Genomic DNA, 21,096 nt, shown 5'->3' on the forward strand with positions numbered 1-21,096 from the left:
TGCGATAGAGGGCAACGTCCTCGCTCCAGAATTGGTACTGAAGTGCCACTGTCCATTTTTCAGCCAACGCCCAGGGCGATGGCCTTTGACCAGAGGAACCACCGTGCATAACGTCGTGATCAGCGGCACCGGCCTGTATACCCCGGCCCAAAGCATTTCCAACGAAGAACTGGTGGAGTCCTTCAACGCTTGGTCGCAGCAATTCAACCGCGACAACGCTGCGGCCATCGAGCGCGGCGAGGTTGAAGCCGCGCCGCTGTCCGATGTCGCCTTCATCGAGAAAGCGTCGGGCATCAAGAGCCGCTTCGTCATGGACAAGGCCGGTATCCTCGACCCGCAGCGCATGAAGCCACGCCTGCCGGAACGCGCCAATGACCAGCAGTCGATCCTGTGCGAGATGGGCGTGGCCGCAGCCCGCCAGGCGCTGGAGCGTGCCGGTCGGACCGCAGCCGATGTCGACGGGGTGATCGTCGCCTGTTCCAACCTGCAGCGCCCGTACCCGGCCATCGCCATCGAGGTGCAACAGGCACTGGGTATCCAGGGCTTTGCCTTCGACATGAACGTGGCCTGCTCGTCGGCCACCTTCGGCATCCAGACCGCCGCCAACAGCGTGCAGTTGGGCCAGGCCCGCGCGTTGCTGGTGGTCAGCCCGGAAATCTGCACCGGGCACCTGAACTTCCGCGACCGCGACAGCCACTTCATCTTCGGGGACGCTGCTACGGCGGTGCTGGTCGAGCGTGCCGACCTGGCTACCTCGGCACACCAGTTCGACATCGTCGGCACTAAGTTGCTGACGGCGTTTTCCAACAACATCCGCAACAACTTCGGTTTCCTCAACCGCACGGCGGAAGAGGGCATCGGCGCGCGCGACAAACTGTTCGTGCAGGAAGGCCGTAAGGTGTTCAAGGAAGTCTGCCCGATGGTCGCCGAACTGATCGGCAAGCACCTGGGCGAGAACGACCTGCAACCGTCCGACGTCAAGCGCTTCTGGTTGCACCAGGCCAACCTGAGCATGAACCACCTGATCGTGAAGAAGCTGCTGGGGCGTGAAGTGGCCGAGGAAGACGCACCGGTGATTCTCGACCGTTATGCCAACACCAGTTCGGCGGGGTCGGTGATTGCCTTCCACTTGTACCAGGATGATCTGGCCAAGGGCGCGCTGGGCGTATTGAGCTCGTTTGGCGCGGGGTATTCGATTGGGAGTGTGATTCTGCGCAAGCGCTGATTTTCAGGCTGTCTGTTCCGGCCTCTTCGCGGGACAAGCCCGCTCCCACAGGTTCACTGCTGAATTCAGAAACAGTGGCGTACCTGTGGGAGCGGGCTTGCCCCGCGAAGAGGCCGGCGCATTTCTGGCAGACAAAAAAAGGCGGGAAGCACCGGATGGGGTCGGTGCTTCCCGCCTGCGTAACACAGGGGAGCTAAAGCTTAGAACTTGGCTTCCAGATCGACCTGCAGCGTATCTACGTCAGCATCGCTGTTCGGCAGGTTGGAGTAATCGGTCTTGGCCATCAAGTAGGTCGCGCCAAGGGCGAAGTTCTTGTCGATCTCGTAGCCAACCTTGAACTTGTGGCCGCGCGAGCCGGTGAAGCCGTTACCGAAGTCGGAATCGGTGAACAGGCTGACCACAGCGTTACGCTGCACGTCGCGGTAGTTGTAGTCCAGGCTCCAGGCGCCCAGCTTGCTCTTCAGGCCCGCCAGCCAGCCGATGTCCTTGCCATCGGTGCTCTGGGTGTTCTTGACGTACTGGCCATAGGCCGACAGCGGGATGGCGAAGCCGGTGAAGTCCACCTGGCCGAAGCCTTCCACCAGGTTGAACTGGTCGGTGGTGTTGCCCAGCGAGCGCAGGGCGGCCGATTCTTCGTCGTTGTCATAGGCATAAAGGCTGCCGCCGACGGTCATCTTGACCGTATCGGCGACATTGAACTTGGTGCCCAACTGGCCGTGGTACAGCTGAGCGTCATGCTTGTACTGCACACCGTCGCCGTCGACGTTGTCCTTCAGGTTGTAGTGACCGGCGCTGCCGAACACCTCGGCCGGGCCAAGGTTGGTCTTGTAGGTGACGGCCACGCCCTCGGGGTTGATGTCGCTGTCCCAGATGATGTCGCCCATGCTTACCCAAGGCTGGAGCATCTTGCCGCCGATCAGGTGCAGGTTCGGCAGGGCAGTGGGGTGCCAGTCGAGGTAGGCCAGGTCGAGCCACAGCGACTTCTTCTCGAAGTAGTTGTCCAGGCTCTGGTTGGTCGAGCGGGCATCGGCGCTGCTGCCGGTGGCCACGCGCACGCCAGCGTCGACCTGTGGGTTGATTTCGCTGTAGAAGCCAACGCGGGCACGGACGCGTTCACGGTCCTGGTTGCCGCTGCGCGAGTTCGGGTTGTCGACGTTGACGTCTTCGTAGCGCAGGCGCACATCACCCTTGATCTGGGTCTTGGCGGCCCATGCCACTTTCTGTTCGAAGGCGCTCATGCGTTCGGACTGAGCTTTCTGGTCGGCCTTTTCCTTGGTTTCTTTTGCCAGGTCGCCTTGCAGTTCGTTGTACTGCGCCTGGTTGATCGAGCCATTGGCGCGGAGCATTTCGAGCAGCTTGGCGTCGACAGCAGCACTGGCCGGAGTACTAAGAGCCAGCATCATGCCGGTGAGGCTCGCTCCGGTAAGTGTAGAAACAAGACGCATAAGGTTCTCCCTACTGAAAAATATTGGGGAGGCTCAGCGCCGCCCCCAGGTTGGCATGTCTTCGGAAAGGGCCTGAATAGACAGGTTCTGGGGTTCCGGAAAACAGGCGCAAGTATTGCGAGGGCGAATGACAGAATAATGTCTAATTAGTGGCACTGCGGTTAAGTAATTGAGTATTAAAGGGTCCTTCCGCAATACTGAGGGCGTTCAGCCAAGAGTCGACACCGTGACCAGCCTCTACAGCCTTGCCCATCTGCGCGACCTGCCCACGGCGACCTGGGACGCCTTGGTGCCCGACGGCCAACCCTTCCTGCGCCATGCCTTTCTCAGTGCGATGGAAGACAGCGGCAGTGTGGCCCCCGCTGGCGGCTGGGCCGCCGAACACCTGGTACTGGAGCGTGACGGGCAGGTTCGGGCGTTGCTGCCGGCCTACCGCAAGTGGCACTCGTATGGCGAGTATGTGTTCGACCACGGTTGGGCCGATGCCTGCGAGCGCGCCGGTATCGCCTACTACCCCAAACTGCTGGGGGCAGTGCCCTTCAGCCCGGTCAGCGGCCCACGCTTGCTGGCCACGGACCCTGCCGATGGCCTGCTGCTGCTGCAGGCTTTGCCGGAGTACCTGAGCAAGGGCGGACTCTCCAGTGCCCACATCAACTTCACCGACGCCAGCCTCGACGGTCAGATGGCCGGCTTGCCAGGCTGGATGGAGCGCCTGGGGTGCCAGTTCCACTGGCGCAACCGCGGCTACCGCGACTTCCAGGACTTTCTCGACAGCCTGAGCTCACGCAAGCGCAAGCAGATGCGCAAGGAGCGTGAGCAGGTGGCCGGGCACGGCATCGACTTTCGCTGGTACCGTGGCGATGAACTGGATGAGGCCCAATGGGATTTCATCTATCTGTGCTATGCCAACACCTATGCCGTGCGCAGGCGTTCGCCGTACCTGACCCGAGAGTTCTTCAGCCTGCTGGCCGAGCGCATGCCTGAAGCGATACGGGTGGTGATGGCCAGGCAGGGCGGGCGCGATGTGGCCATGGCCTTGAGTCTGGTGGGTGGAGACAGTTTGTTCGGACGTTACTGGGGCTGCCTGGATGAGTTCGACCGGCTGCACTTCGAAACCTGTTTCTACCAGGGTATGGACTTTGCGATTGCCGAAGGGCTGCAGCGGTTCGACGCGGGGGCGCAGGGGGAGCACAAGCTGATTCGCGGGTTCGAGCCGGTGCTGACGCGGTCGTGGCATTACCTGCTGCATCCAGGGCTGCGGCGGGCGGTGGAGGACTTTCTGCGCCAGGAGCGGGAAGGGGTGAGGGGGTATGCCGAGGAGGCGTGGGGGATGTTGCCTTATCGCAGGGATTGAAGCGTCTGGGGCCCTATCGCCGGCTTGCCGGCGATAGGGTCCTCACAGGCGTTAGTCGACCCCGACGAACCCCCCGGTCTGGTGATGCCACAACCGGGCATACAACCCCTGCTGTTCCAGCAATTCGCTGTGGCTGCCACTCTCGACAATATGCCCTTTGTCCAGCACCACCAGCCGGTCCATCCGGGCAATGGTCGACAGCCGGTGGGCGATGGCAATCACCGTCTTGCCCTGCATCAGGGTTTCCAGGCTTTCCTGGATCGCAGCTTCCACTTCCGAGTCCAGGGCCGAAGTGGCCTCGTCCATGACCAGGATCGGCGCATTCTTCAGCAGCACCCGGGCAATGGCGATGCGCTGGCGCTGACCACCTGACAACTTGACCCCGCGCTCGCCGACATGGGCATCGAAGCCTGTGCGCCCCTGGGCATCGGAGAGCAGCGGGATGAACGCGTCGGCCCGCGCACGGCGCACGGCTTCATGCAGCGCCGCCTCGCTGGCGTCAGGCCGGCCATAGAGCAGGTTGTCGCGGATCGAGCGGTGCAGCAACGAGGTGTCCTGGGTGATCATGCCGATCTGCGCGCGCAGGCTGGCCTGACTGACCTCGGCGATGTTCTGCCCGTCGATCAGAATGCGCCCACCCTGCACGTCATAGAGCCTTAGCAGCAGGTTGACCAGCGTCGACTTGCCGGCACCGGAGGGGCCGATCAGACCGATCTTTTCGCCCGGGCGGATGTTCAGGTTCAGCCCTTCGATGACGTTGCCACCCTTGCCGTAATGGAAGTCCACATCATCGAAGTGCACCGCGCCGCGGCTGACTTTCAGCGGCGGGGCCTGGGGTTTGTCGGTGACGGTGACCGGCTGGGCGATGGTCTGCAGGCCGTCCTGGACCATGCCGATGTTCTCGAAGATGCCGTTGACCACCCACATGATCCAGCCGGACATGTTGACGATACGAATCACCAGGCCGGTGGCCAGGGCAATGGCGCCGACGGTAATCAGCGATTGGCTCCACAGCCATAGGGCAAGGCCGGTGGTGGCAACCACCAGCAGGCCATTGAGGGTGGTGATGACCACATCCATGCTGGTGACCACGCGCGAGGCCAGCTGGGTTTTTTCGGTTTGCTCGCGGATCGCTTCGCGGGCGTATTGCTGTTCGTAGTCGGTGTGGGCGAACAGCTTGAGGGTGGCGATGTTGGTGTAGCCGTCGACGATGCGGCCCATCAGCTTGGAGCGTGCATCGGAGGAGATCACCGAGCGTTCCTTGACCCTGGGCACGAAGTAGAACAGCGAAGCGACATAGGCGGCGATCCACGCCAGCAAGGGCAGCATCAGGCGCCAGTCGGCCTCGGCGAACAGCACCAGCGAAGTGATGGCGTAGATCAGCACATGCCACAAGGCATCGACCGCCTGCACCGCCGAGTCGCGCAGCGAGTTGCCGGTCTGCATGATGCGCTGGGCGATGCGCCCGGCGAAGTCGCTCTGGAAGAAGTTCAGGCTCTGCTTGAGCACATAGGTGTGGTTCTGCCAGCGGATCAGGCTGGTCATGCCGGGGTTGATGGTCTGGTGCACCAAGAGGTCATGCAGGCCGAAGAAGATCGGCCGCAGCAGCAGGATCACCACCAGCATCCAGATCAGCTCACCGCTGTGCTCGCTGAAGAAGTCGGCGTTGGGGGTGCCCTGGGCCAGATCGATGATACGGCTCAGGTAGCTGAACATCGCCACTTCGATCAAGGAGGCGCCCAGGCCGACCACCAGCAGGGCGAGAAAACTCGGCCACACCTGGCGCAGGTAGTACAGGTAGAACGGCCACACCTGGGTCGGCGGCGATTCGCTCGGGGCGTCGCGAAAGATATCGATCAATTGCTCGAAGCGGCGGTACAGCATGGGTGACGAGACTCCTGTGCTACCCGACCTCAGGCGGCTTCACGTCCTTGTGAAACCTGCGATCAGTCGATGCGTTTGGCAGACTTGATGAACACCGGATCGGCCGGTACATCGCGCATGCCTTTCTTGACGGTGGTCGGCGAGTTGACGATCTGGTCGACCACCTCCATGCCCTTGGTGACCTTGCCGAACACCGCGTAGCCACGGTCACGGCCCGGGTTGAGGAAGTCGTTGTCGGCCACGTTGATGAAGAACTGGCTGGTGGCCGAATTCGGATCGGAGGTGCGCGCCATCGACAGCGTGCCGCGGGTGTTCTGCAGGCCATTGCTGGCTTCGTTGCGGATCGGGTCGTTGGTCGGTTTCTGCACCATCTGCTCGGTGAAGCCGCCGCCCTGGACCATGAAGCCCGGGATCACACGGTGGAAAATGGTGTTGTTGTAGAAACCGCTGTCGACGTATTCGAGGAAGTTCTTGGTACTGATCGGCGCCTTCTCGGCATTGAGCTCGATTTCGACCTGGCCGAAGCTGGTGTCCAGCAGTACGTGCGGGGTCTTGTCGGAAGCCATGACGCTGGTGGCGAAGGCGACCGAGCAGGCGGTGAGCAGGAGTTTTTTCAGCATGGGCTCAAAGATCCTTGAGAGGTGGAAGCGGCTGCGAGGAATTGCAGCACGGTCTGGTTGAAGACCTCGGGTTGATCGAGGGGCGTAGCGTGCCGGGAATCGTCGATGACCGCTAGCGTTGCCTGGGGCATCAGGGCGACATAGCGCTGTTTCAGATTGACCGGCGTGTAGTCATGGTCGGCGGCGATCACCAGCGTGGGACAGTGGATCTGCCCGATGCGTTCCAGCACGCCCCAATCGACGATGGCGTCGAAGCTCTTGAGGTAGGCGCGCTTGTCGTTGCGCGCCCAGCGCTGGGCCATCTTGTGCCGCAGATCGGTTTGTTCAGGCTTGGGAAACAGGCGCGCGGACAGGCCCTTGCCGATCGTTTCCATGCTCAGGATGCGCGCCATGCCCCAGCGCTTGGCCCACCAGACCCAGTCGCTGCGGGTGCGGCGTTTGACCTCGGGGGCGCTGTTGACGATGCACAGGCTGCGCAGCCATTGCGGATGGTCGACGGCGAACTGGAAACCGACCATCCCGCCCATGGACAGGCCCACCAGATGCACCGGGCCAGTCTGCAGGTGTTCGAGCAGGGCCAGCAGGTCGGCGCTGAAGGTGGCGATCTGGTAGCCGTCGCGGGGTTTGTCGGAGCGGCCGTGGCCACGCGTATCCATCAGGATCACCCGGTAGTGGCGGCTCAGCTCGGGTACCTGCAGTTCCCAGTCCTGGCTGCTGGAGCCCAGGCCATGCAGCAGCACCAAGGGTTCGCCCTGGCCGTATTCCTGATAATGCAGCGAGCATCCTTCATGTTCGAAATAGGCCAAGGTCGAGGTCCTCTCAGGCTTGTGGGGGGGCTGCGAAGGGCACGTCCAGCGGCGCGGTGTCGAAATTGCGCAGCAGGTCGATGAGAATCTGCGTGGCTGGGCCCAGGGTCTTTTCCTTGCTCGAATAAAGGTAGAACAGTGGGTGGCGGCTGCCACCCTGATCCAGCGGCAAGGGTTTGAGCACGCCTTCGGCCAACTCGCGTTCGATCATGTGCCGTGGCAACCAGGCAAAGCCCAGGCCGCTGCTGACGAAGGTGGTGGCGGTGCCCAGGCTGCCCACGGTCCAGCGCTGCTCGGCGCCGAGCCAGCCGACATCGCGCGGCTGTGCGCGGCCGGAGTCGCGGATCACCACCTGCAGCTGGCTCTCCAGGTCCTGGAAGGTCAGTTCACGGCCCAGGCGGTGCAGGCTGTGTTCAGGGTGGGCGACGGCAACGAATTCCACCGCGCTCAGTTCGGCGCCCAGGTAGCCACCGATGCTGTAGCTGCTGATGGCAAGGTCAGCTATGCCTTCGTGCATCACTTCCTCGACGCCGGACAGCACTTCCTCACGCAAGCGCACCCGGCAGCCGCGGCTCTGCGGCATGAACGCGGCCAGGGCGCGTACCAGGCGGGCACTGGGGTAGGCGGCATCGACCACCACGCGCACCTCGGCTTCCCAGCCTTGCTCCATGTGGTGGGCCAGGTCTTCGAGCTGACTGGCCTGCTTGACCAGGTGCCGCGAGCGGCGCAGCAGCACGTTGCCGGCGTCGGTGAGCACGGCCTTGCGCCCGTCGATGCGCAGCAGGGGTACGCCCAGTTGCTCTTGCATGCGCGCCACCGTATAGCTGACCGACGACTGCGACCGGTGCAGGGCATCGGCAGCCTGGGCAAACCCACCGTGATCGACCACTGCCTGCAGGGTTCGCCACTGATCCAGGGTTACGCGCGGCGCTTTCATCTTTGGCTCCTGTTGTCCTAAGCTGCGCTCTTTCAAGGAGAACGCCCCATGAAGAAATGTTGTGCGGCAATACTGATGTGCCTACCCCTTGGGGCCATGGCTTACCCCATCGACGTGGAGAAGGAACTGACCGGGGTCAAGCTGGACTACACCGCCTACGATACCGCCTACGATATCGGTGCCATTACCCTGAACAACTATGGGAAAGTGCCGGCGGCCTGCAAGGTGATGTTCCGTAATGGCCCGGAGGCGCCTCGGGTGCGGCGGGTCAATGTACCGGCCGGCAAGAGCGTAGACGTGACGGCCAAGTTCAACCGGCAGATCATCAAGCTGCGCATCGCGCTGAACTGCAAAGCCGAATAAAACGGATTAATCGATACGTTTAACCCGCTTTTTACGCTTTTTTATCGATAGGTCAAGCCTTAATCTCACCTCCATCGAATCGCAACCCTTTTTGCCGATGGAGGCAGCCATGTCCCGCGTACTGATCATCGAAAGCAGCGCCCGCCAGCAGGATTCCGTATCCCGTCAACTGACCCGCGACTTCATTCAGCAGTGGCAGGCGGCGCACCCGGCCGATGAGATCAACGTGCGCGACCTGGCCGTGACCCCTGTGCCGCACCTGGATGCCAACTTGCTGGGCGGCTGGATGAAGCCTGAAGAGCAGCGCAGCGCCGCCGAGCTGGATGCCCTGGCCCGTTCCAACGAACTGACCGATGAATTGCTGGCCGCCGATGTGCTGGTGATGGCTGCGCCGATGTACAACTTCACCATCCCCAGCACGCTCAAGGCCTGGCTCGACCACGTATTGCGCGCCGGCATCACCTTCAAATACACGCCGACCGGTCCGCAAGGCCTGCTCACTGGCAAGCGCGCGATCGTTCTGACGGCCCGTGGCGGCATTCACGCCGGTGCCACCAGCGACCACCAGGAACCCTACCTGCGCCAGGTGATGGCGTTCATCGGCATCCATGATGTGAACTTCATTCATGCCGAAGGCCTGAACATGAGCGGTGACTTCCACGAGAAAGGCATCAACCAGGCCAAGGCCAAGCTGGCTGCGGTGGCCTGAGCTTCAACGAATTCCCAACCCTGACACCTTGTTTGCTCCTTTGGGTGTACCTGCCCGGCCTGCATGGCCGGGCTTTTTATGCCTGTTCGGGCCTGATCGCCGGCAAGCCGGCAAGCCGGCTTGCCGGCGATAGGGCCAGATCAGCCCCCACATTCCTCATGGTTGAACACAGCCCCCGCAACCCGCTAAGGTCGCCGCCTTGATCCACGAGAGGCAACCATGGGCTACCTGATTATCGTCGCGCTGATCCAGGCGTTTTCCTTCAGCCTGATCGGCGAGTACCTCGCCGGGCACGTCGACAGCTATTTCGCCGTCCTCGCACGCGTGCTGCTGGCCGGCCTGGTGTTCCTGCCGCTGACCCGCTGGCGTCAGGTCGAGCCACGCTTCATGCGCTCGATGCTGTTGATCGGTGCGTTGCAGTACGGCATCACCTATGTCTGCCTGTACCTGAGCTTCCGCGTGTTGACGGTGCCGGAAGTGCTGCTGTTCACCATCCTCACGCCGTTGCATGTGACGTTGATCGAGGATGCCCTCAACCGGCGCTTCAACCCCTGGGCACTGCTCGCCGCCCTGGTCGCGGTGGCAGGCGCCGCAGTGATCCGCTTCGACAGCATCAGCGGCGACTTCTTCATCGGCTTCCTGCTGCTGCAACTGGCCAACTTCACCTATGCCGCTGGCCAGGTGCTGTACCGCCACTTGGTCGCCCGCCACCCCAGCGACCTGCCGCACTACAAACGCTTCGGCTACTTCTACCTGGGTGCGTTGATCGTCGTGCTGCCGGCCTTCTTGCTGTTCGGCAACACCCAGCATCTGCCGAGCACCGACGTGCAGTGGCTGGTGCTGTTGTTCCTCGGCCTTTGCCCGACGGCGCTGGGCTTGTACTGGTGGAACAAGGGCGCCTGCCTGGTTTCCGGCGGCACGCTGGCGGTGATGAACAACCTGCACGTGCCTGTGGGCTTGCTGCTCAACTTGCTGATCTGGAATCAGCACGAGCCACTGGGGCGGCTGTTCATCGGTGGTGCGATCATTCTGGCGTCGGTCTGGCTGAGCCGCCTGGGCAACCGTGCCGAGGCGCCACTGACGCGCAAGGCCTGACATGCATACCATCTTCGTCATCGTCGCACCGATCTTTGCCCTGATCCTGGTCGGCTACCTGTGCCGCCGCGCCAACAAGCTTGGCGACAAGGCCGCTGCCGAGATCAACAAGATGGTGGTGTGGCTGTGCTTGCCGGCGTTGTTGTTCAAGGTGACGGCCACCGCGACCTGGAGCGAGATCTGGCACCCCGGCTTCATCGTGGCGTTCGGCACGGGGGCGCTGGCGATGTTCGTGGTCATCCTGGCCTGGCGCCTGCACGGTGGTCACGGCCTGGTCGCGGCAAGTATCGATGGGCTCAGTGCGGGGTATGCCAATACCGGTTACATAGGCATTCCGCTGTGCCTGCTGCTGTTTGGCCAGCCGGGCCTGCAGCCGGCGCTGATCTCTTCGTTGCTCGTGGTCTGCCTGGTGTTCGCGATTTCCCTGACATTGATCGAGATCGGCTTGCAGGAAGAGCGGCAGATTGGGCGCGCGGTTGTCGTGGTGGGCAAGGCGCTGGCGAAGAACCCACTGGTGATCTCGCCGCTGGTGGGGGCGGCCTGGGCTGTGTCCGGGCTGGGGCTGGCGGAGCCGGTGATGCATTTTCTCGACATGCTGGCGCTGGCCACCACGCCTTGCGCGTTGGTGTCGTTGGGAGCATTTCTGGCAGAGAAGCGTACTGGCGCGCAGGCCAGCCCTTGGCCGTTGGTGGCCATGAAGCTGGTGGGGCAGCCGGCGCTGACCTGGGTGCTGGCGTTCAAGGTGTTCAGCCTGCCGACCATGTGGGCGGCGTCGGCGGTGCTGCTGGCGGCGCTGCCGACCGGGACTGGGCCGTTCATGTTGGCGGAGTATTACAACAGGGAGGCGGGGCTGATCTCGCGGACGATTCTGTTGTCGACCGTGGCTTCGTTGGGGACTTTGACTGGGTTGTTGTACTTGCTCGGGTATGCGGGGTGATTGGGGGCTGCTGCGCAGCCCTTTCGCGACACAAGGCCGCTCCTACAGACGAACGCGCCCCCCTGTAGGAGCGGCCTTGTGTCGCGAAAGGGCCGCAAAGCGGCCCCGGCAATCTCAAGCCTCGCTCAATTCCTCAAGCCGGCGCGGCATCCGACCAGCCAACCCCACCCGCATGTCATTGCCGCTCGGCTGCTGATACAAGCTCAAGCCAAACTCCGGCAACACCGCCAGCAGGTAATCGAAGATATCCCCCTGAATCCGCTCGTAATCCGCCCACACCGTGGTGGTGGTGAAGCAGTAGATCTCCAGCGGCACGCCTTCGGCCGTGGTCTGCATCTGCCGGACCATGCAGGTCATGCCCTGGTGCACATTGGGGTGATTCTTCAGGTAGGCCAGGGCAAAGGCACGGAAGGTGCCGATGTTGGTCAGCTTGCGGCGGTTGGCCGCCAGCTCCGGCAGCGGCCCCAGTGCCTCGTTCCAGGCTTGCAGCTCCTGGCGCTTGGTGGCCAGGTAGTCGCCCAGGAGGCGTACCTGGCCCAGGCGCTGTTCCTCTTCCTGGGTCAGAAAGCGCACGCCCGCCGCGTCGATGAACAGGCTGCGCTTGATCCGCCGCCCGCCCGATTGCTGCATGCCGCGGTAGTTGCGGAACGACTCGCTCATCAGGCGCCAGGTGGGGATGGAAACAATGGTCTTGTCGAAGTTCTGCACCTTCACCGTGTGCAGGGTGATGTCCACCACATCGCCATCGGCACCGACCTGGGGCATTTCGATCCAGTCGCCCACGTGCAGCATGTCGTTGCTGGTCAGCTGCACGCTGGCGACGAACGACAGCAGGGTGTCCTTGTACACCAACAGCAGCACCGCCGACATCGCACCCAGGCCCGACAGCAGCAACAGCGGCGAGCGGTCGATCAGGGTGGCGACGATGACGATCGAGGCGAAGATCCACAGCATCATCTTGGCCAACTGCACATAGCCCTTGATCGAGCGGGTGCGGGCGTGCTCGGTGCGGGCATAGATGTCCAGCAGCCCATCGAGCAGGCACGACAGCGCCAGGGTCATGAACAACAGGGTGAATGCCAGGGCGACATTGCCAAGGAAGTGATCGGCGGTATCGGACAGCTCCGGCACCAGTTTCAGGCCGAACTGGATGACCAGTGAGGGTGTGGTCTGCGCCAGGCGGTGGAAAACCTTGTTGTGGCGCAGGTCGTCGAGCCATTTGAGCGCCGGCTGGCGAGCCAGCAGGCGGGTGCCGTGGAGGATCAGGAAGCGCGCCAGGCGGCCGATCACCAGGGAAATCAGCAGCAGCACGGCCAGGCCGATAGCGGCGTGGAGCATGGGGTGTTGGTCGAGGGTGCCCCACAGGTCGAGGCTGTCACGCCAGATTTTTTGCATATCCATAAGCTTGAAACGGTCTTTTCTTGCGAAACGAGGAGGCATTAGAGCGCGGATGGCGACAAAGTTGCCAAAAGAAATTCGGCTCTTGCGGCAGAAAACGTTACCCTATGCAACTGAATTTCCCCGCACTTGCCTGAGGTTACCTCCGTGTTCTCCCAATTCGCCCTGCATGAACGCCTGCTTAAAGCCGTGGCCGAGCTTAAATTTGTCGAGCCAACCCCGGTGCAGGCCGCGGCCATCCCCTTGGCCCTGCAAGGGCGTGACCTGCGTGTGACGGCCCAGACTGGCAGCGGCAAGACCGCAGCCTTCGTCCTGCCGCTGCTCAACCGCCTGGTCGACCTGAAAGGCGGGCGCGTCGAGATCCGCTCGCTGATCCTGCTGCCGACCCGCGAACTGGCCCAGCAGACCCTCAAGCAAGTGCAACTGTTCTCGCAGTTCACCTACATCAAGGCGGGCCTGGTCACCGGCGGTGAAGACTTCAAGGAGCAGGCCGCCATGCTGCGCAAGGTGCCGGACGTGCTGATCGGCACCCCAGGCCGCCTGCTCGAGCAGCTCAACGCGGGCAACCTCGACCTGTCCCACGTGCAGGTGCTGATCCTCGACGAAGCCGACCGTATGCTCGACATGGGCTTTGCCGAAGACATGGAGCGCCTGTGCAAGGAATGCGAGAACCGTGAGCAGACCCTGCTGTTCTCCGCCACAACCGGTGGTGCGGCCCTGCGCGACATCATCGGCAAGGTACTGAAAGACCCTGAGCACCTCATGCTCAACAGCGTCTCGCAGCTGGCCGAAGGCACTCGCCAACAGATCATCACTGCCGACCACGACCAGCACAAAGAGCAGATCGTGCAGTGGCTGCTGGCCAATGAAACCTTCGACAAGGCGATCATCTTCACCAACACCCGCGCCCTGGCTGACCGCATCTACGGCCACCTGGTCGCCAAGGATGTGAAGGCCTTCGTCCTGCACGGCGAGAAGGACCAGAAAGACCGCAAACTGGCGATCGAGCGCTTCAAGCAAGGCAGCTCCAAGGTGCTGGTGGCCACCGATGTGGCGGCCCGTGGCCTGGACATCGACGGCCTGGACCTGGTCATCAACTTCGACATGCCGCGCAGCGGCGACGAGTATGTGCACCGTATCGGCCGTACGGGCCGTGCGGGTGGCGAAGGTCTGGCGATTTCGCTGATCACCCACAACGACTGGAACCTGATGTCCAGCATCGAACGCTACCTCAAGCAGCAGTTCGAGCGCCGGGTGATCAAGGAAGTCAAAGGCACCTACAACGGGCCGAAGAAGGTCAAGGCGTCGGGCAAGGCTGTCGGCACCAAGAAGAAAAAGGTCGAGAAGAAGGGCGGCGACAAGAAGACCGCAGTCAAGCGCAAGCCTACCGCCAAGCCGAAGGCCAATGCACCACTGGCCAGCTCCGACGGCCTGGCACCGCTGAAGAAGCGCAAGCCTGCGGCTGAGTAATCAGCTTTAGGCCCTATCGCCGGCAAGCCGGCTCCCACAGGTACGCCACAGTATTCGAAACGTGTGGTGTCCTGTGGGAGCCGGCTTGCCGGCGATAGGCTCGCCACAGCAATCCATCAATCAGCCTTTTTCTCCGCTGTCTTCAGTTCCTTGATCCGTTTGTCGATCAGCTGACACTTGTCGGGCAAGTCTTTGCTCGCTGTCCCCAACTCCATCCCCTGGAGCTCATCATTGATCTCCTTGGCTTTCTGCGGGTTCTGCTCGGTCAACTGGCTTACCAGCCCGGCCAGCTCTTCACGTTTCTGGGTGGCCTCTTCTGGCGTGCAAGCCCAGGCGGGCAGGGCGCAGAACAGGGCAGTGGCACAGGCGATACGCAGCAGCGATTTCATCCTTACTACCTCCGACGGGGTTATGCCTGATGGAGGCGCGCTAAGCACGTGAAGTTCAGTGCCAGTGACCGGTGGAGCACTAGTGGGCAAGGTGAGGTTTGGCAGCCATGTCTATTCCGAGCGCTTTCATTACAGCAAGAAACGACTTCAGCGTTGGGTTGCCGTGTTGGCTGAAGGAGCGATAAAGCTGTTCACGCGAAAGCCCAGTCTCTTTAGCCAGCTCTGCCATACCTTTGGCGCGTGCTACGACGCCTACGGCTTTGGCCACATAGGTGGCATCGCCCGTTTCCAGGGCGTCAGTCATGAACTGCGCAATAGCTTCAGGCGTAGTGAGGTACTGTGCAGCATCGAATTCATGGAACGTTTCAGTCATTTTGCATCCTCCACGAACGCAGAATTTGGTGGGCTGCCTTGATGTCTCGTTGCTGGCTGCCCTTGTCTCCGCCGCAAAGCAGAATCACCAACGTATCCCCCGATTGGTGAAAATACACGCGGTAGCCCGGACCATAGTGAATCCTAAGCTCACTTACGCCATGGCCAACCGGAGATACATCCCCTGGCAGGCCCTCCATCAAGCGGTTGATGCGAGCGATGATCCTGACCCTCGCTGAGGCATCACGAAGTCCGATCAGCCAATTCCTGAAACTACTGGATTCGATTTTCTTCATCGGCCGAATGTAGTTTATAAACTACAGGTTAAGCATGCCGCAAATGATTTCTTCCTGTTGCTGCATGCAATCTGAACGCTATCGACCACCGACAGGTCCCAAGCTGTGTACCCCATTCGTCCACAGCAAGAGGCCATCGCCATGAGCATCACCTACGACTGGGACCTGATCGAGCGCTTGCTGCACGAAGTGCAGAACGGCGCTGGTCACAACTTCACGCCGCGCCCCTATGCCGAGCAGCACGCTGCGGCGCTGGCCGCCAAGGGGCAGCCGGTGGGTGACATCGACCATCTGAAAACCCGTGCTTGCGAATACGAGAAGCTGCTGTTCGAACGCGGCTTCATCGACAGTCGGTCGCCGGAGGATGGCGGCACGGGTGAAAACTTCGTGCTCACCGAGCGCGGTTCGCGGTTGCTTAGCCTGCTCGACAGCAGCATCCCCGGGTTCGAGCACCCGCGCCAGGTGCTGGACGAGCAGGAAGATGCCCTGGACGAAGCCACGTTTGATCGGGTGTCCGCCAAGGCACAAATCGCTTGAGGTCGTTTTGAGGCTGGCAAGGGTGGTCCAGGAAAACCGATAATCGGTCCTTCTTGAAAACTGCCGAGCCTTTGCCATGCCATCGATCACCCTGGAGGGCCGCCCATGAGCGCGGCCCGCAAGAACCCCGATGCCTTTGCCTTTCAAGTCATGCTGGGGCTGTGTCTGATCTGGGGCTGCCAACAGGTCTTGATCAAGACGGCCGCCGTCGATATCGCACCGGTGATGCAGGCGGCCCTGCGCAACTGCCTGGCAGCGGTACTGGTAGGTGGGGTGATCTGCTGGCGCGGTGGCTGGGGGCAGGTGAGCACGACATGGCGTGGCGGCCTGCTGGCCGGCGGGCTGTTTGGTATTGAATTTCTGTTCATTGCCGAGGGGCTGAAGCTGACATCGGCTGCGCACATGTCGGTGTTCCTCTACACCGCACCGGTGTTCACGGCACTCGGGCTGCACTTCATGTTGCCCAGCGAGCGCCTGCGCTTGCTGCAATGGCTGGGCATATTGCTGGCGTTTGGCGGGATTGCCACGGCGTTTGCCGGCGGCATGTCGTTCGAGGACATGGATGGGCGCATGCTGCTCGGTGATGCCTTTGGTGTACTGGCCGGCTTGGCCTGGGGCGCGACGACGGTGGTGGTGCGCGGCTCGCGATTGTCCGAGGCACCGGCGACCCTGACCCTGTTCTACCAGTTGGCGGTGGGTTTTGTCGGGTTGCTGCTGATTGCCCTGCTCAGCGGACAGATCGACCAGGTGTCGTGGACGCCCTTGGCGATTGGCAGTGTGCTGTTCCAGGGCATCGTGGTTTCGTTCGTCAGCTACCTGACCTGGTTCTGGTTGCTGCGCAAGTACCTGGCCTCGAACCTGGCGGTGTTTTCGTTCATTACGCCGTTGTTCGGCGTGACCTTTGGTGTGTTGCTGCTGGATGAGCCTTTGAGCGTGAACTTTGTGCTTGGGGCGGTGATGGTGTTGCTGGGGGTGGTTCTGGTGAGCGCGGAGCCCTGGGTGAAGCAGCAGTTGCGCAGGTTTGTGGGATAAAGGTTGTCTGTTCCGGCCCTATCGCCGGCAAGCCGGCGATAGGGCCGCCGCGATTCATGAAGCTACCCGCCCAGCAACCGGGCAGCCCCGAGCACTGCGCGTCCCCGTAAGCACCAACACCCCCGCCAGCCCCAGACCTGCAGCTGCCAGCACCAGCGCCGGCTGCAGGCTCCCGCTGTAATGGTTGCTCAAGGCGGCCAACAGCGGCCCGCTCAACTGTCCCAGGGCAAAGCAAGCGGTCAGCAGCCCGGCATTGCGTTGCGTCGCATGGGGCGCAATCTCCCGTGAGCGCTGCATCACCAACTGCATGCAGGCCAGGAAGGGGGTTCCGCAGAGCAACACGCCCAGGGCCAGGCCAATGCCACCCCCCATCAGACAGGCCAGCACGCCCAGGCCTTGCAACCACAGCGTGGTGGTGAGCCAGGCTGAGGTGCGACCCGCACGCCGCGCACTGACCAGCACCACGCCCAACGCAGCCGCTACACCGAAGGCCGGCCAGAACAGGTCGGCCATCCAGTGGCCCCGGAACTGCTGGCTGGCCATCTGCGACAGGAACGTGGCCGGCAGGATGTAGCCCACGCCATACAAGGCATACACCAGGCCGAGGCGGCCGATACCGACGCTGCGCGTCGAGCCCGCTTGCACGGTGCTCGGGACTACGGCGGGCTCCAGCGCGCGCGGCAACCACGGGCGCACGGCCAGCAGCATGACCAGCGCGGCCACCGCATACACCAGCCACAACGCCGCTGAACTCAGCCCCAGCAGGTGCGCAGCCAGCGCCAGCAGACCCGTGAGGGCGATGCCCAGGCCGGGCCCTGCGAACACCAGGGCACCCAGGCGCTGACGGTTGCTGGCATTGGCTATCTGCTGGCTGAGGCTGGTGATCATCACCAACACCCAGGCGCTGGCCACACCGGTGCCAAAGCGCAGCAGCAGGTGGCTCCAGAAGCCGTCGGCCAGCCATGAGGCCAGGGTCAGCAGCACGCACAGCCACAGCCCGCCGTGCAGGCGCAGCCTGACCTGGTTCGGCCTGCGGGCGAACATGGCGTCCGCCGCGCCAAGGAAGTAACCCAGGTAGTTGGCTGCTGCCACCAGGCCGGCGGCGGTCAAGTCGAACTGGCCTTCGGCGATCAGTTGCGGCAGTTGCGGGGTGAGGGCAAAGCGGCCGATGCCCATGGCCATCATCAGGGCCACGGCGCTGGCGAGCAGTTGTACGAGCGGCGACATGGGGCACTCCTGCGGGAAACGGTAAGCGATGGATGGCAGGTTAGGGCGGATTGACTTTCAATAAAATTGAATAATGATGATCAAGTTATTCTGTTTTGGAGAACAACATGGAATTCAGCCAACTGCGCATCTTTCAGGCCGTCGCCGAAGAAGGTTCGGTGACCCGAGCGGCCGAACGCTTGCACCGGGTACCGTCGAACCTGTCGACGCGCCTGCGTCAGCTGGAGGAGCAACTGGGTGTCGAACTGTTCGTGCGCGAACGCCAGCGCCTGCAGTTGTCGCCTGCGGGCAAGGTGCTGCTGGATTACGCCAACCGCCTGGCGGCGCTGCGTGATGAAGCGATGGCGGCCGTGCAGGGTGGCCAGCCGGCCGGCGATTTCGTGTTGGGCACCATGTACAGCACGGCGGCCATCCACCTCCCGGCGCTGCTGGCCCGCTATCATCAGGCCTACCCGGCGGTGAACCTGCAAGTGCAGGCGGCGCCCAGCGGCGAGCTGCTCGAAGGCCTGCTCGGCCATCGCCTGGATGCGGCCTTGGTGGATGGCCCGCCGAGCCTGGCCGGGCTCGATGGTGTGCTGCTGTGCGACGAGGTACTGGTGCTGATCACCAGCCCTGAACACCCAGCGGTCCACAGTGCCCGGGATGTGGCCGGCAAAGCCGTGTTCACGTTTCGCCAGGGCTGTTCCTACCGGATGCGCCTGGAGGCCTGGTATGCCCATGCGCACACGCCCATGGGCAGGGTGATGGAAATCGAGTCATACCAGAGCATGCTGGCCTGCGTCATCGCCGGCGCGGGCGTGGCCCTGATGGCGCAATCGATGCTCGACAGCCTGCCGGGGCGTGACCGGGTGCGGGCTCACCGCCTGCAAGCGCCGTTCGATCAGGCGCAAACCTGGTTGATGTGGCGCCAGGGTATGCGCGGGGCGAATTTGCAGGCGTGGGTCGATTTGCAACAAAGCGAAACGATTAACCAGTCGTCGGAATGCGCCGTTTCCGCTTGATCCGGGTCAAACTCGGCCATATCTGTAGGAACTAGGGCATGCGTAATACAGGACATCGGGCTATGATCTGTATGAAACATCGCAGGATTGATTGACCGTGAGGCTGACCCGTCAAGGGGGCACTATGAAAAACCAAATGTTCAACTGGCTCCATGACTTGGCTGTCGCGCTGGGGCTGATTCCACCACCCCTGCAGCCGGTGCCGATCCCGACTGATGAAGAGCAGCGCCGGCGTCAGCCGCGTCGCCGCTGAAAAGCAAAAGGCCGCCGCATCAGTGTTGATGCCGCGGCCTTTTTGTTGCTCTCGGATTATAGGTTGCTTGCACCGGCCTCTCGCCGGCAAGCTGGCTCCCACAGGGATGGCACTGCCCTCGAGATGAGTGCTGTACCTGTGGGAGCCGGCTTGCCGGCGATGGGGCCTGTGATCAGGCCAGTTTCAGCTCAGCCAGTGGCTTGCGCGACAGCAGGCTCACCATGACAAAGCTCACCAGTCCGACCGCCAGGCTGTAGTAGATCGGCGTATTGGCATCCAGCCCATCCTTGAACATGAACAGCAGCGCGGTGGCAAAGCCCAGCGACATGCTGGCGATGGCCCCTGCGGTGGTCGCGCGCTTCCAGAAGATTGCACCGATCAGCGGGATCAGCATGCCGCCAACCAGCAGGTTGTAGGCCAGGGTCAGGGCGCTGATCACATCGTTCACCGCCAGGGCGATACCCAGCACCACCAGACCGGTGAGCAGGGTGAACAGGCGGCTGACGCCCAGGCTCGATTGCTTGCCACCCCGCAGCTTGGGCAGCAGGTCTTCGGTGATGGTGGTCGAGGCGGCCAGCAGGCCGGCACTGGCGGTCGACATCATCGCCGCCAGGGCCGCGGCCATCAGCAGGCCGCGGATGCCGTCAGGCAACTGGCTCTTGATCATCTCGGCGAAGGCGTTGTTCGGGTTGGCCAGATCCGGCATCAGCACGTGGGCAGCCATGCCGATCAGGGCGCAGGCCAGACCGTACAGCACGCAGTACACACCGGCGGTGGTGCCGGCGCGCTGGCAGACCTTCTCGTCACGGGCGGTAAACACCCGCTGCCAGATGTCCTGGCCGATCAGGATGCCGAAGAAGTAGATCAGGAAGTAGGTGATGATGGTGTCCCAGCCGATGGTGGTCCAGCTGAAGCTGGCCGCTGGCAGCTTGGCGACCAGGGTGTCCCAGCCTCCGGCGTTGTACAGGCACACCGGCAGCAGGATGAACATCAGGCCCACGGTCTTGATCACGAACTGGACGATGTCGGTGAGGGTCAGCGACCACATGCCGCCGATGGTCGAGTACACCACCACCACGCCGCCGCCGAGCAGCAACGACATCCAGAAAGGCAGGTCCAGCAGCACTTGCAGTACGGTTGCCATGGCCAGGGTCGAGGTGACCCCGATCATCAGCGCGTAGGCCAGCATGATCGCTGCGCTGGCCTGGCGCGCCATGGGGTTGTAGCGACGCTCCAGCACCTGGGTCACGGTGAAGATCTTCAGGCGCAGCAGGGGTTTTGCGAGGAACAGGTTGAGGGCGATGATGCCCAGGCCCAGGGCCGCGCAGAGCCAGAAGCCGGAGATGCCGTGGACGTAGCCCAGGCGTACGGTGCCGACGGTGGAGGCGCCGCCGAGCACGGTGGTGGCCATGGTGCCCATGTACAGGGTCGGGCCCAGATTGCGCCCAGCCACCAGGTAGTCCTCGTGGGTTTTCGCGCGGCGCATGCCATACCAGCCGAGCCCGAGCATGCCGGCGGTATAGATCATTACAACGATGATGTCCAAGGCCATTGGGGGTCTCCCGATTATCTTTATTATGGCGAGATCGACCGCGCAGGCGTGTTCACGGCGCCCGTCGGCCTAGTCTTGTGTTGGCGGGCCTCAGTGGCCCTCCCAGATGGCTCCTGCCAGGGTATTACTTCTGCCGCAACGCATTGGCTGCATCGCCGGCAAGCCGGCTCCCACAGGGTGTGCGGGAGCTGGCT

General features: G+C 62.7%; 22 protein-coding genes. 11 read left to right on the forward strand and 11 right to left on the reverse strand.

All coding sequences use genetic code 11. From position 1 onward, the window contains the following. Positions 1-103: 103 nt before the first annotated feature. Positions 104-1,225 carry a beta-ketoacyl-ACP synthase III gene (locus tag ACIPZG_RS03015; protein WP_400710055.1) on the forward strand — a complete coding sequence of 374 codons (1,122 nt, stop codon included), beginning with the start codon at positions 104-106 and terminating at the stop codon, positions 1,223-1,225. Between the two features lie 200 nt (positions 1,226-1,425). Here the strand turns inward: ACIPZG_RS03015 and ACIPZG_RS03020 are convergent, their stop codons facing one another. Next, on the reverse strand, positions 1,426-2,670 hold the full coding sequence (locus ACIPZG_RS03020; RefSeq protein ID WP_400710058.1) for a putative porin: 1,245 nt from the start codon (positions 2,668-2,670) through the stop codon (positions 1,426-1,428). Between the two features lie 226 nt (positions 2,671-2,896). On the opposite strand from ACIPZG_RS03020, the gene ACIPZG_RS03025 reads away from it, so the two are divergent. Then, the gene (locus ACIPZG_RS03025; protein ID WP_400710061.1) at positions 2,897-4,024 is read left to right on the forward strand and encodes a GNAT family N-acetyltransferase; all 1,128 of its coding nucleotides are present in this window, start codon (positions 2,897-2,899) and stop codon (positions 4,022-4,024) included. A 51-nt stretch (positions 4,025-4,075) separates the two neighbouring features. Here ACIPZG_RS03025 and ACIPZG_RS03030 read toward each other — a convergent pair whose 3' ends face one another. From ACIPZG_RS03030 to ACIPZG_RS03045, 4 genes are all read right to left on the reverse strand, one after another. Further along, positions 4,076-5,908, reverse strand: a complete 1,833-nt coding sequence (locus tag ACIPZG_RS03030; RefSeq protein WP_400710064.1) for an ABC transporter ATP-binding protein — start codon at positions 5,906-5,908, stop codon at positions 4,076-4,078. 62 nt (positions 5,909-5,970) lie between these two features. After that, positions 5,971-6,528 carry a peptidylprolyl isomerase gene (locus tag ACIPZG_RS03035; protein ID WP_400641653.1) on the reverse strand — a complete coding sequence of 186 codons (558 nt, stop codon included), beginning with the start codon at positions 6,526-6,528 and terminating at the stop codon, positions 5,971-5,973. After that, positions 6,522-7,334: an alpha/beta fold hydrolase gene (locus ACIPZG_RS03040; RefSeq protein WP_400710067.1), complete on the reverse strand. Its 813-nt coding sequence runs from the start codon at positions 7,332-7,334 to the stop codon at positions 6,522-6,524. Before ACIPZG_RS03040 ends, ACIPZG_RS03035 begins: the two co-directional genes overlap by 7 nt. Before the next feature lie 13 nt (positions 7,335-7,347). Beyond that, a complete protein-coding gene (locus ACIPZG_RS03045; protein WP_008098956.1) occupies positions 7,348-8,271 on the reverse strand; it encodes a LysR family transcriptional regulator in 924 nt (307 codons plus the stop codon). Positions 8,272-8,319: 48 nt separating this feature from the next. Here ACIPZG_RS03045 and ACIPZG_RS03050 point away from each other — a divergent pair, with 48 nt between their 5' ends. The 4 genes from ACIPZG_RS03050 (at position 8,320) to ACIPZG_RS03065 (ending at position 11,375) form a co-directional block, all read left to right on the forward strand. Next, complete coding sequence (locus ACIPZG_RS03050) at positions 8,320-8,634, forward strand: hypothetical protein (protein WP_008098958.1); 315 nt, start codon at positions 8,320-8,322, stop codon at positions 8,632-8,634. Between the two features lie 109 nt (positions 8,635-8,743). After that, a complete protein-coding gene (locus ACIPZG_RS03055; RefSeq protein WP_008098960.1) occupies positions 8,744-9,343 on the forward strand; it encodes an FMN-dependent NADH-azoreductase in 600 nt (199 codons plus the stop codon). A gap of 219 nt (positions 9,344-9,562) precedes the next feature. Continuing rightward, positions 9,563-10,438 carry a carboxylate/amino acid/amine transporter gene (locus tag ACIPZG_RS03060; protein ID WP_008091714.1) on the forward strand — a complete coding sequence of 292 codons (876 nt, stop codon included), beginning with the start codon at positions 9,563-9,565 and terminating at the stop codon, positions 10,436-10,438. A 1-nt stretch (position 10,439) separates the two neighbouring features. After that, positions 10,440-11,375, forward strand: a complete 936-nt coding sequence (locus ACIPZG_RS03065; RefSeq protein ID WP_400710070.1) for an AEC family transporter — start codon at positions 10,440-10,442, stop codon at positions 11,373-11,375. Positions 11,376-11,489: 114 nt separating this feature from the next. Here ACIPZG_RS03065 and ACIPZG_RS03070 read toward each other — a convergent pair whose 3' ends face one another. Then, positions 11,490-12,776, reverse strand: coding sequence for a mechanosensitive ion channel family protein (locus ACIPZG_RS03070; protein WP_400710073.1), 1,287 nt, complete (start codon positions 12,774-12,776; stop codon positions 11,490-11,492). 144 nt (positions 12,777-12,920) lie between these two features. On the opposite strand from ACIPZG_RS03070, the gene ACIPZG_RS03075 reads away from it, so the two are divergent. Continuing rightward, positions 12,921-14,243, forward strand: coding sequence for a DEAD/DEAH box helicase (locus tag ACIPZG_RS03075; RefSeq protein ID WP_400710076.1), 1,323 nt, complete (start codon positions 12,921-12,923; stop codon positions 14,241-14,243). A gap of 116 nt (positions 14,244-14,359) precedes the next feature. On the opposite strand, the gene ACIPZG_RS03080 is transcribed toward ACIPZG_RS03075, so the two are convergent. From ACIPZG_RS03080 to ACIPZG_RS03090, 3 genes are all read right to left on the reverse strand, one after another. Continuing rightward, on the reverse strand, positions 14,360-14,632 hold the full coding sequence (locus ACIPZG_RS03080; protein ID WP_400710080.1) for a hypothetical protein: 273 nt from the start codon (positions 14,630-14,632) through the stop codon (positions 14,360-14,362). Positions 14,633-14,711: 79 nt separating this feature from the next. Then, positions 14,712-15,005 (reverse strand): addiction module antidote protein, encoded by a 294-nt coding sequence (locus tag ACIPZG_RS03085; RefSeq protein ID WP_400710083.1) that lies wholly within the window; start codon positions 15,003-15,005, stop codon positions 14,712-14,714. Continuing rightward, positions 14,998-15,300 carry a type II toxin-antitoxin system RelE/ParE family toxin gene (locus ACIPZG_RS03090; protein WP_400710086.1) on the reverse strand — a complete coding sequence of 101 codons (303 nt, stop codon included), beginning with the start codon at positions 15,298-15,300 and terminating at the stop codon, positions 14,998-15,000. The genes ACIPZG_RS03085 and ACIPZG_RS03090 overlap by 8 nt, the downstream gene beginning before the upstream one ends. A 141-nt stretch (positions 15,301-15,441) precedes the next feature. Between ACIPZG_RS03090 and ACIPZG_RS03095 the strand changes: the two genes are divergently transcribed. Both ACIPZG_RS03095 and ACIPZG_RS03100 read left to right on the forward strand, forming a co-directional pair. Continuing rightward, positions 15,442-15,837: a transcriptional regulator gene (locus ACIPZG_RS03095; RefSeq protein WP_400710089.1), complete on the forward strand. Its 396-nt coding sequence runs from the start codon at positions 15,442-15,444 to the stop codon at positions 15,835-15,837. A 105-nt stretch (positions 15,838-15,942) separates the two neighbouring features. Continuing rightward, positions 15,943-16,869 carry a DMT family transporter gene (locus tag ACIPZG_RS03100; protein ID WP_400710092.1) on the forward strand — a complete coding sequence of 309 codons (927 nt, stop codon included), beginning with the start codon at positions 15,943-15,945 and terminating at the stop codon, positions 16,867-16,869. A 54-nt stretch (positions 16,870-16,923) separates the two neighbouring features. On the opposite strand, the gene ACIPZG_RS03105 is transcribed toward ACIPZG_RS03100, so the two are convergent. Beyond that, positions 16,924-18,096 (reverse strand): MFS transporter, encoded by a 1,173-nt coding sequence (locus ACIPZG_RS03105; protein WP_400710095.1) that lies wholly within the window; start codon positions 18,094-18,096, stop codon positions 16,924-16,926. A gap of 107 nt (positions 18,097-18,203) precedes the next feature. Here ACIPZG_RS03105 and ACIPZG_RS03110 point away from each other — a divergent pair, with 107 nt between their 5' ends. Both ACIPZG_RS03110 and ACIPZG_RS03115 read left to right on the forward strand, forming a co-directional pair. Beyond that, the gene (locus ACIPZG_RS03110; protein WP_008090809.1) at positions 18,204-19,097 is read left to right on the forward strand and encodes a putrescine utilization regulator PtrR; all 894 of its coding nucleotides are present in this window, start codon (positions 18,204-18,206) and stop codon (positions 19,095-19,097) included. Positions 19,098-19,221: 124 nt separating this feature from the next. Continuing rightward, positions 19,222-19,350 carry a PA1414 family protein gene (locus ACIPZG_RS03115; protein WP_008090807.1) on the forward strand — a complete coding sequence of 43 codons (129 nt, stop codon included), beginning with the start codon at positions 19,222-19,224 and terminating at the stop codon, positions 19,348-19,350. Between the two features lie 172 nt (positions 19,351-19,522). Here ACIPZG_RS03115 and ACIPZG_RS03120 read toward each other — a convergent pair whose 3' ends face one another. Beyond that, positions 19,523-20,902 carry a sodium:solute symporter gene (locus tag ACIPZG_RS03120; RefSeq protein WP_400641675.1) on the reverse strand — a complete coding sequence of 460 codons (1,380 nt, stop codon included), beginning with the start codon at positions 20,900-20,902 and terminating at the stop codon, positions 19,523-19,525. Positions 20,903-21,096: the final 194 nt, after the last annotated feature.

Origin of the sequence: Pseudomonas sp. NPDC089395, assembly GCF_044749525.1 — a bacterium.
Lineage (GTDB): Bacteria > Pseudomonadota > Gammaproteobacteria > Pseudomonadales > Pseudomonadaceae > Aquipseudomonas.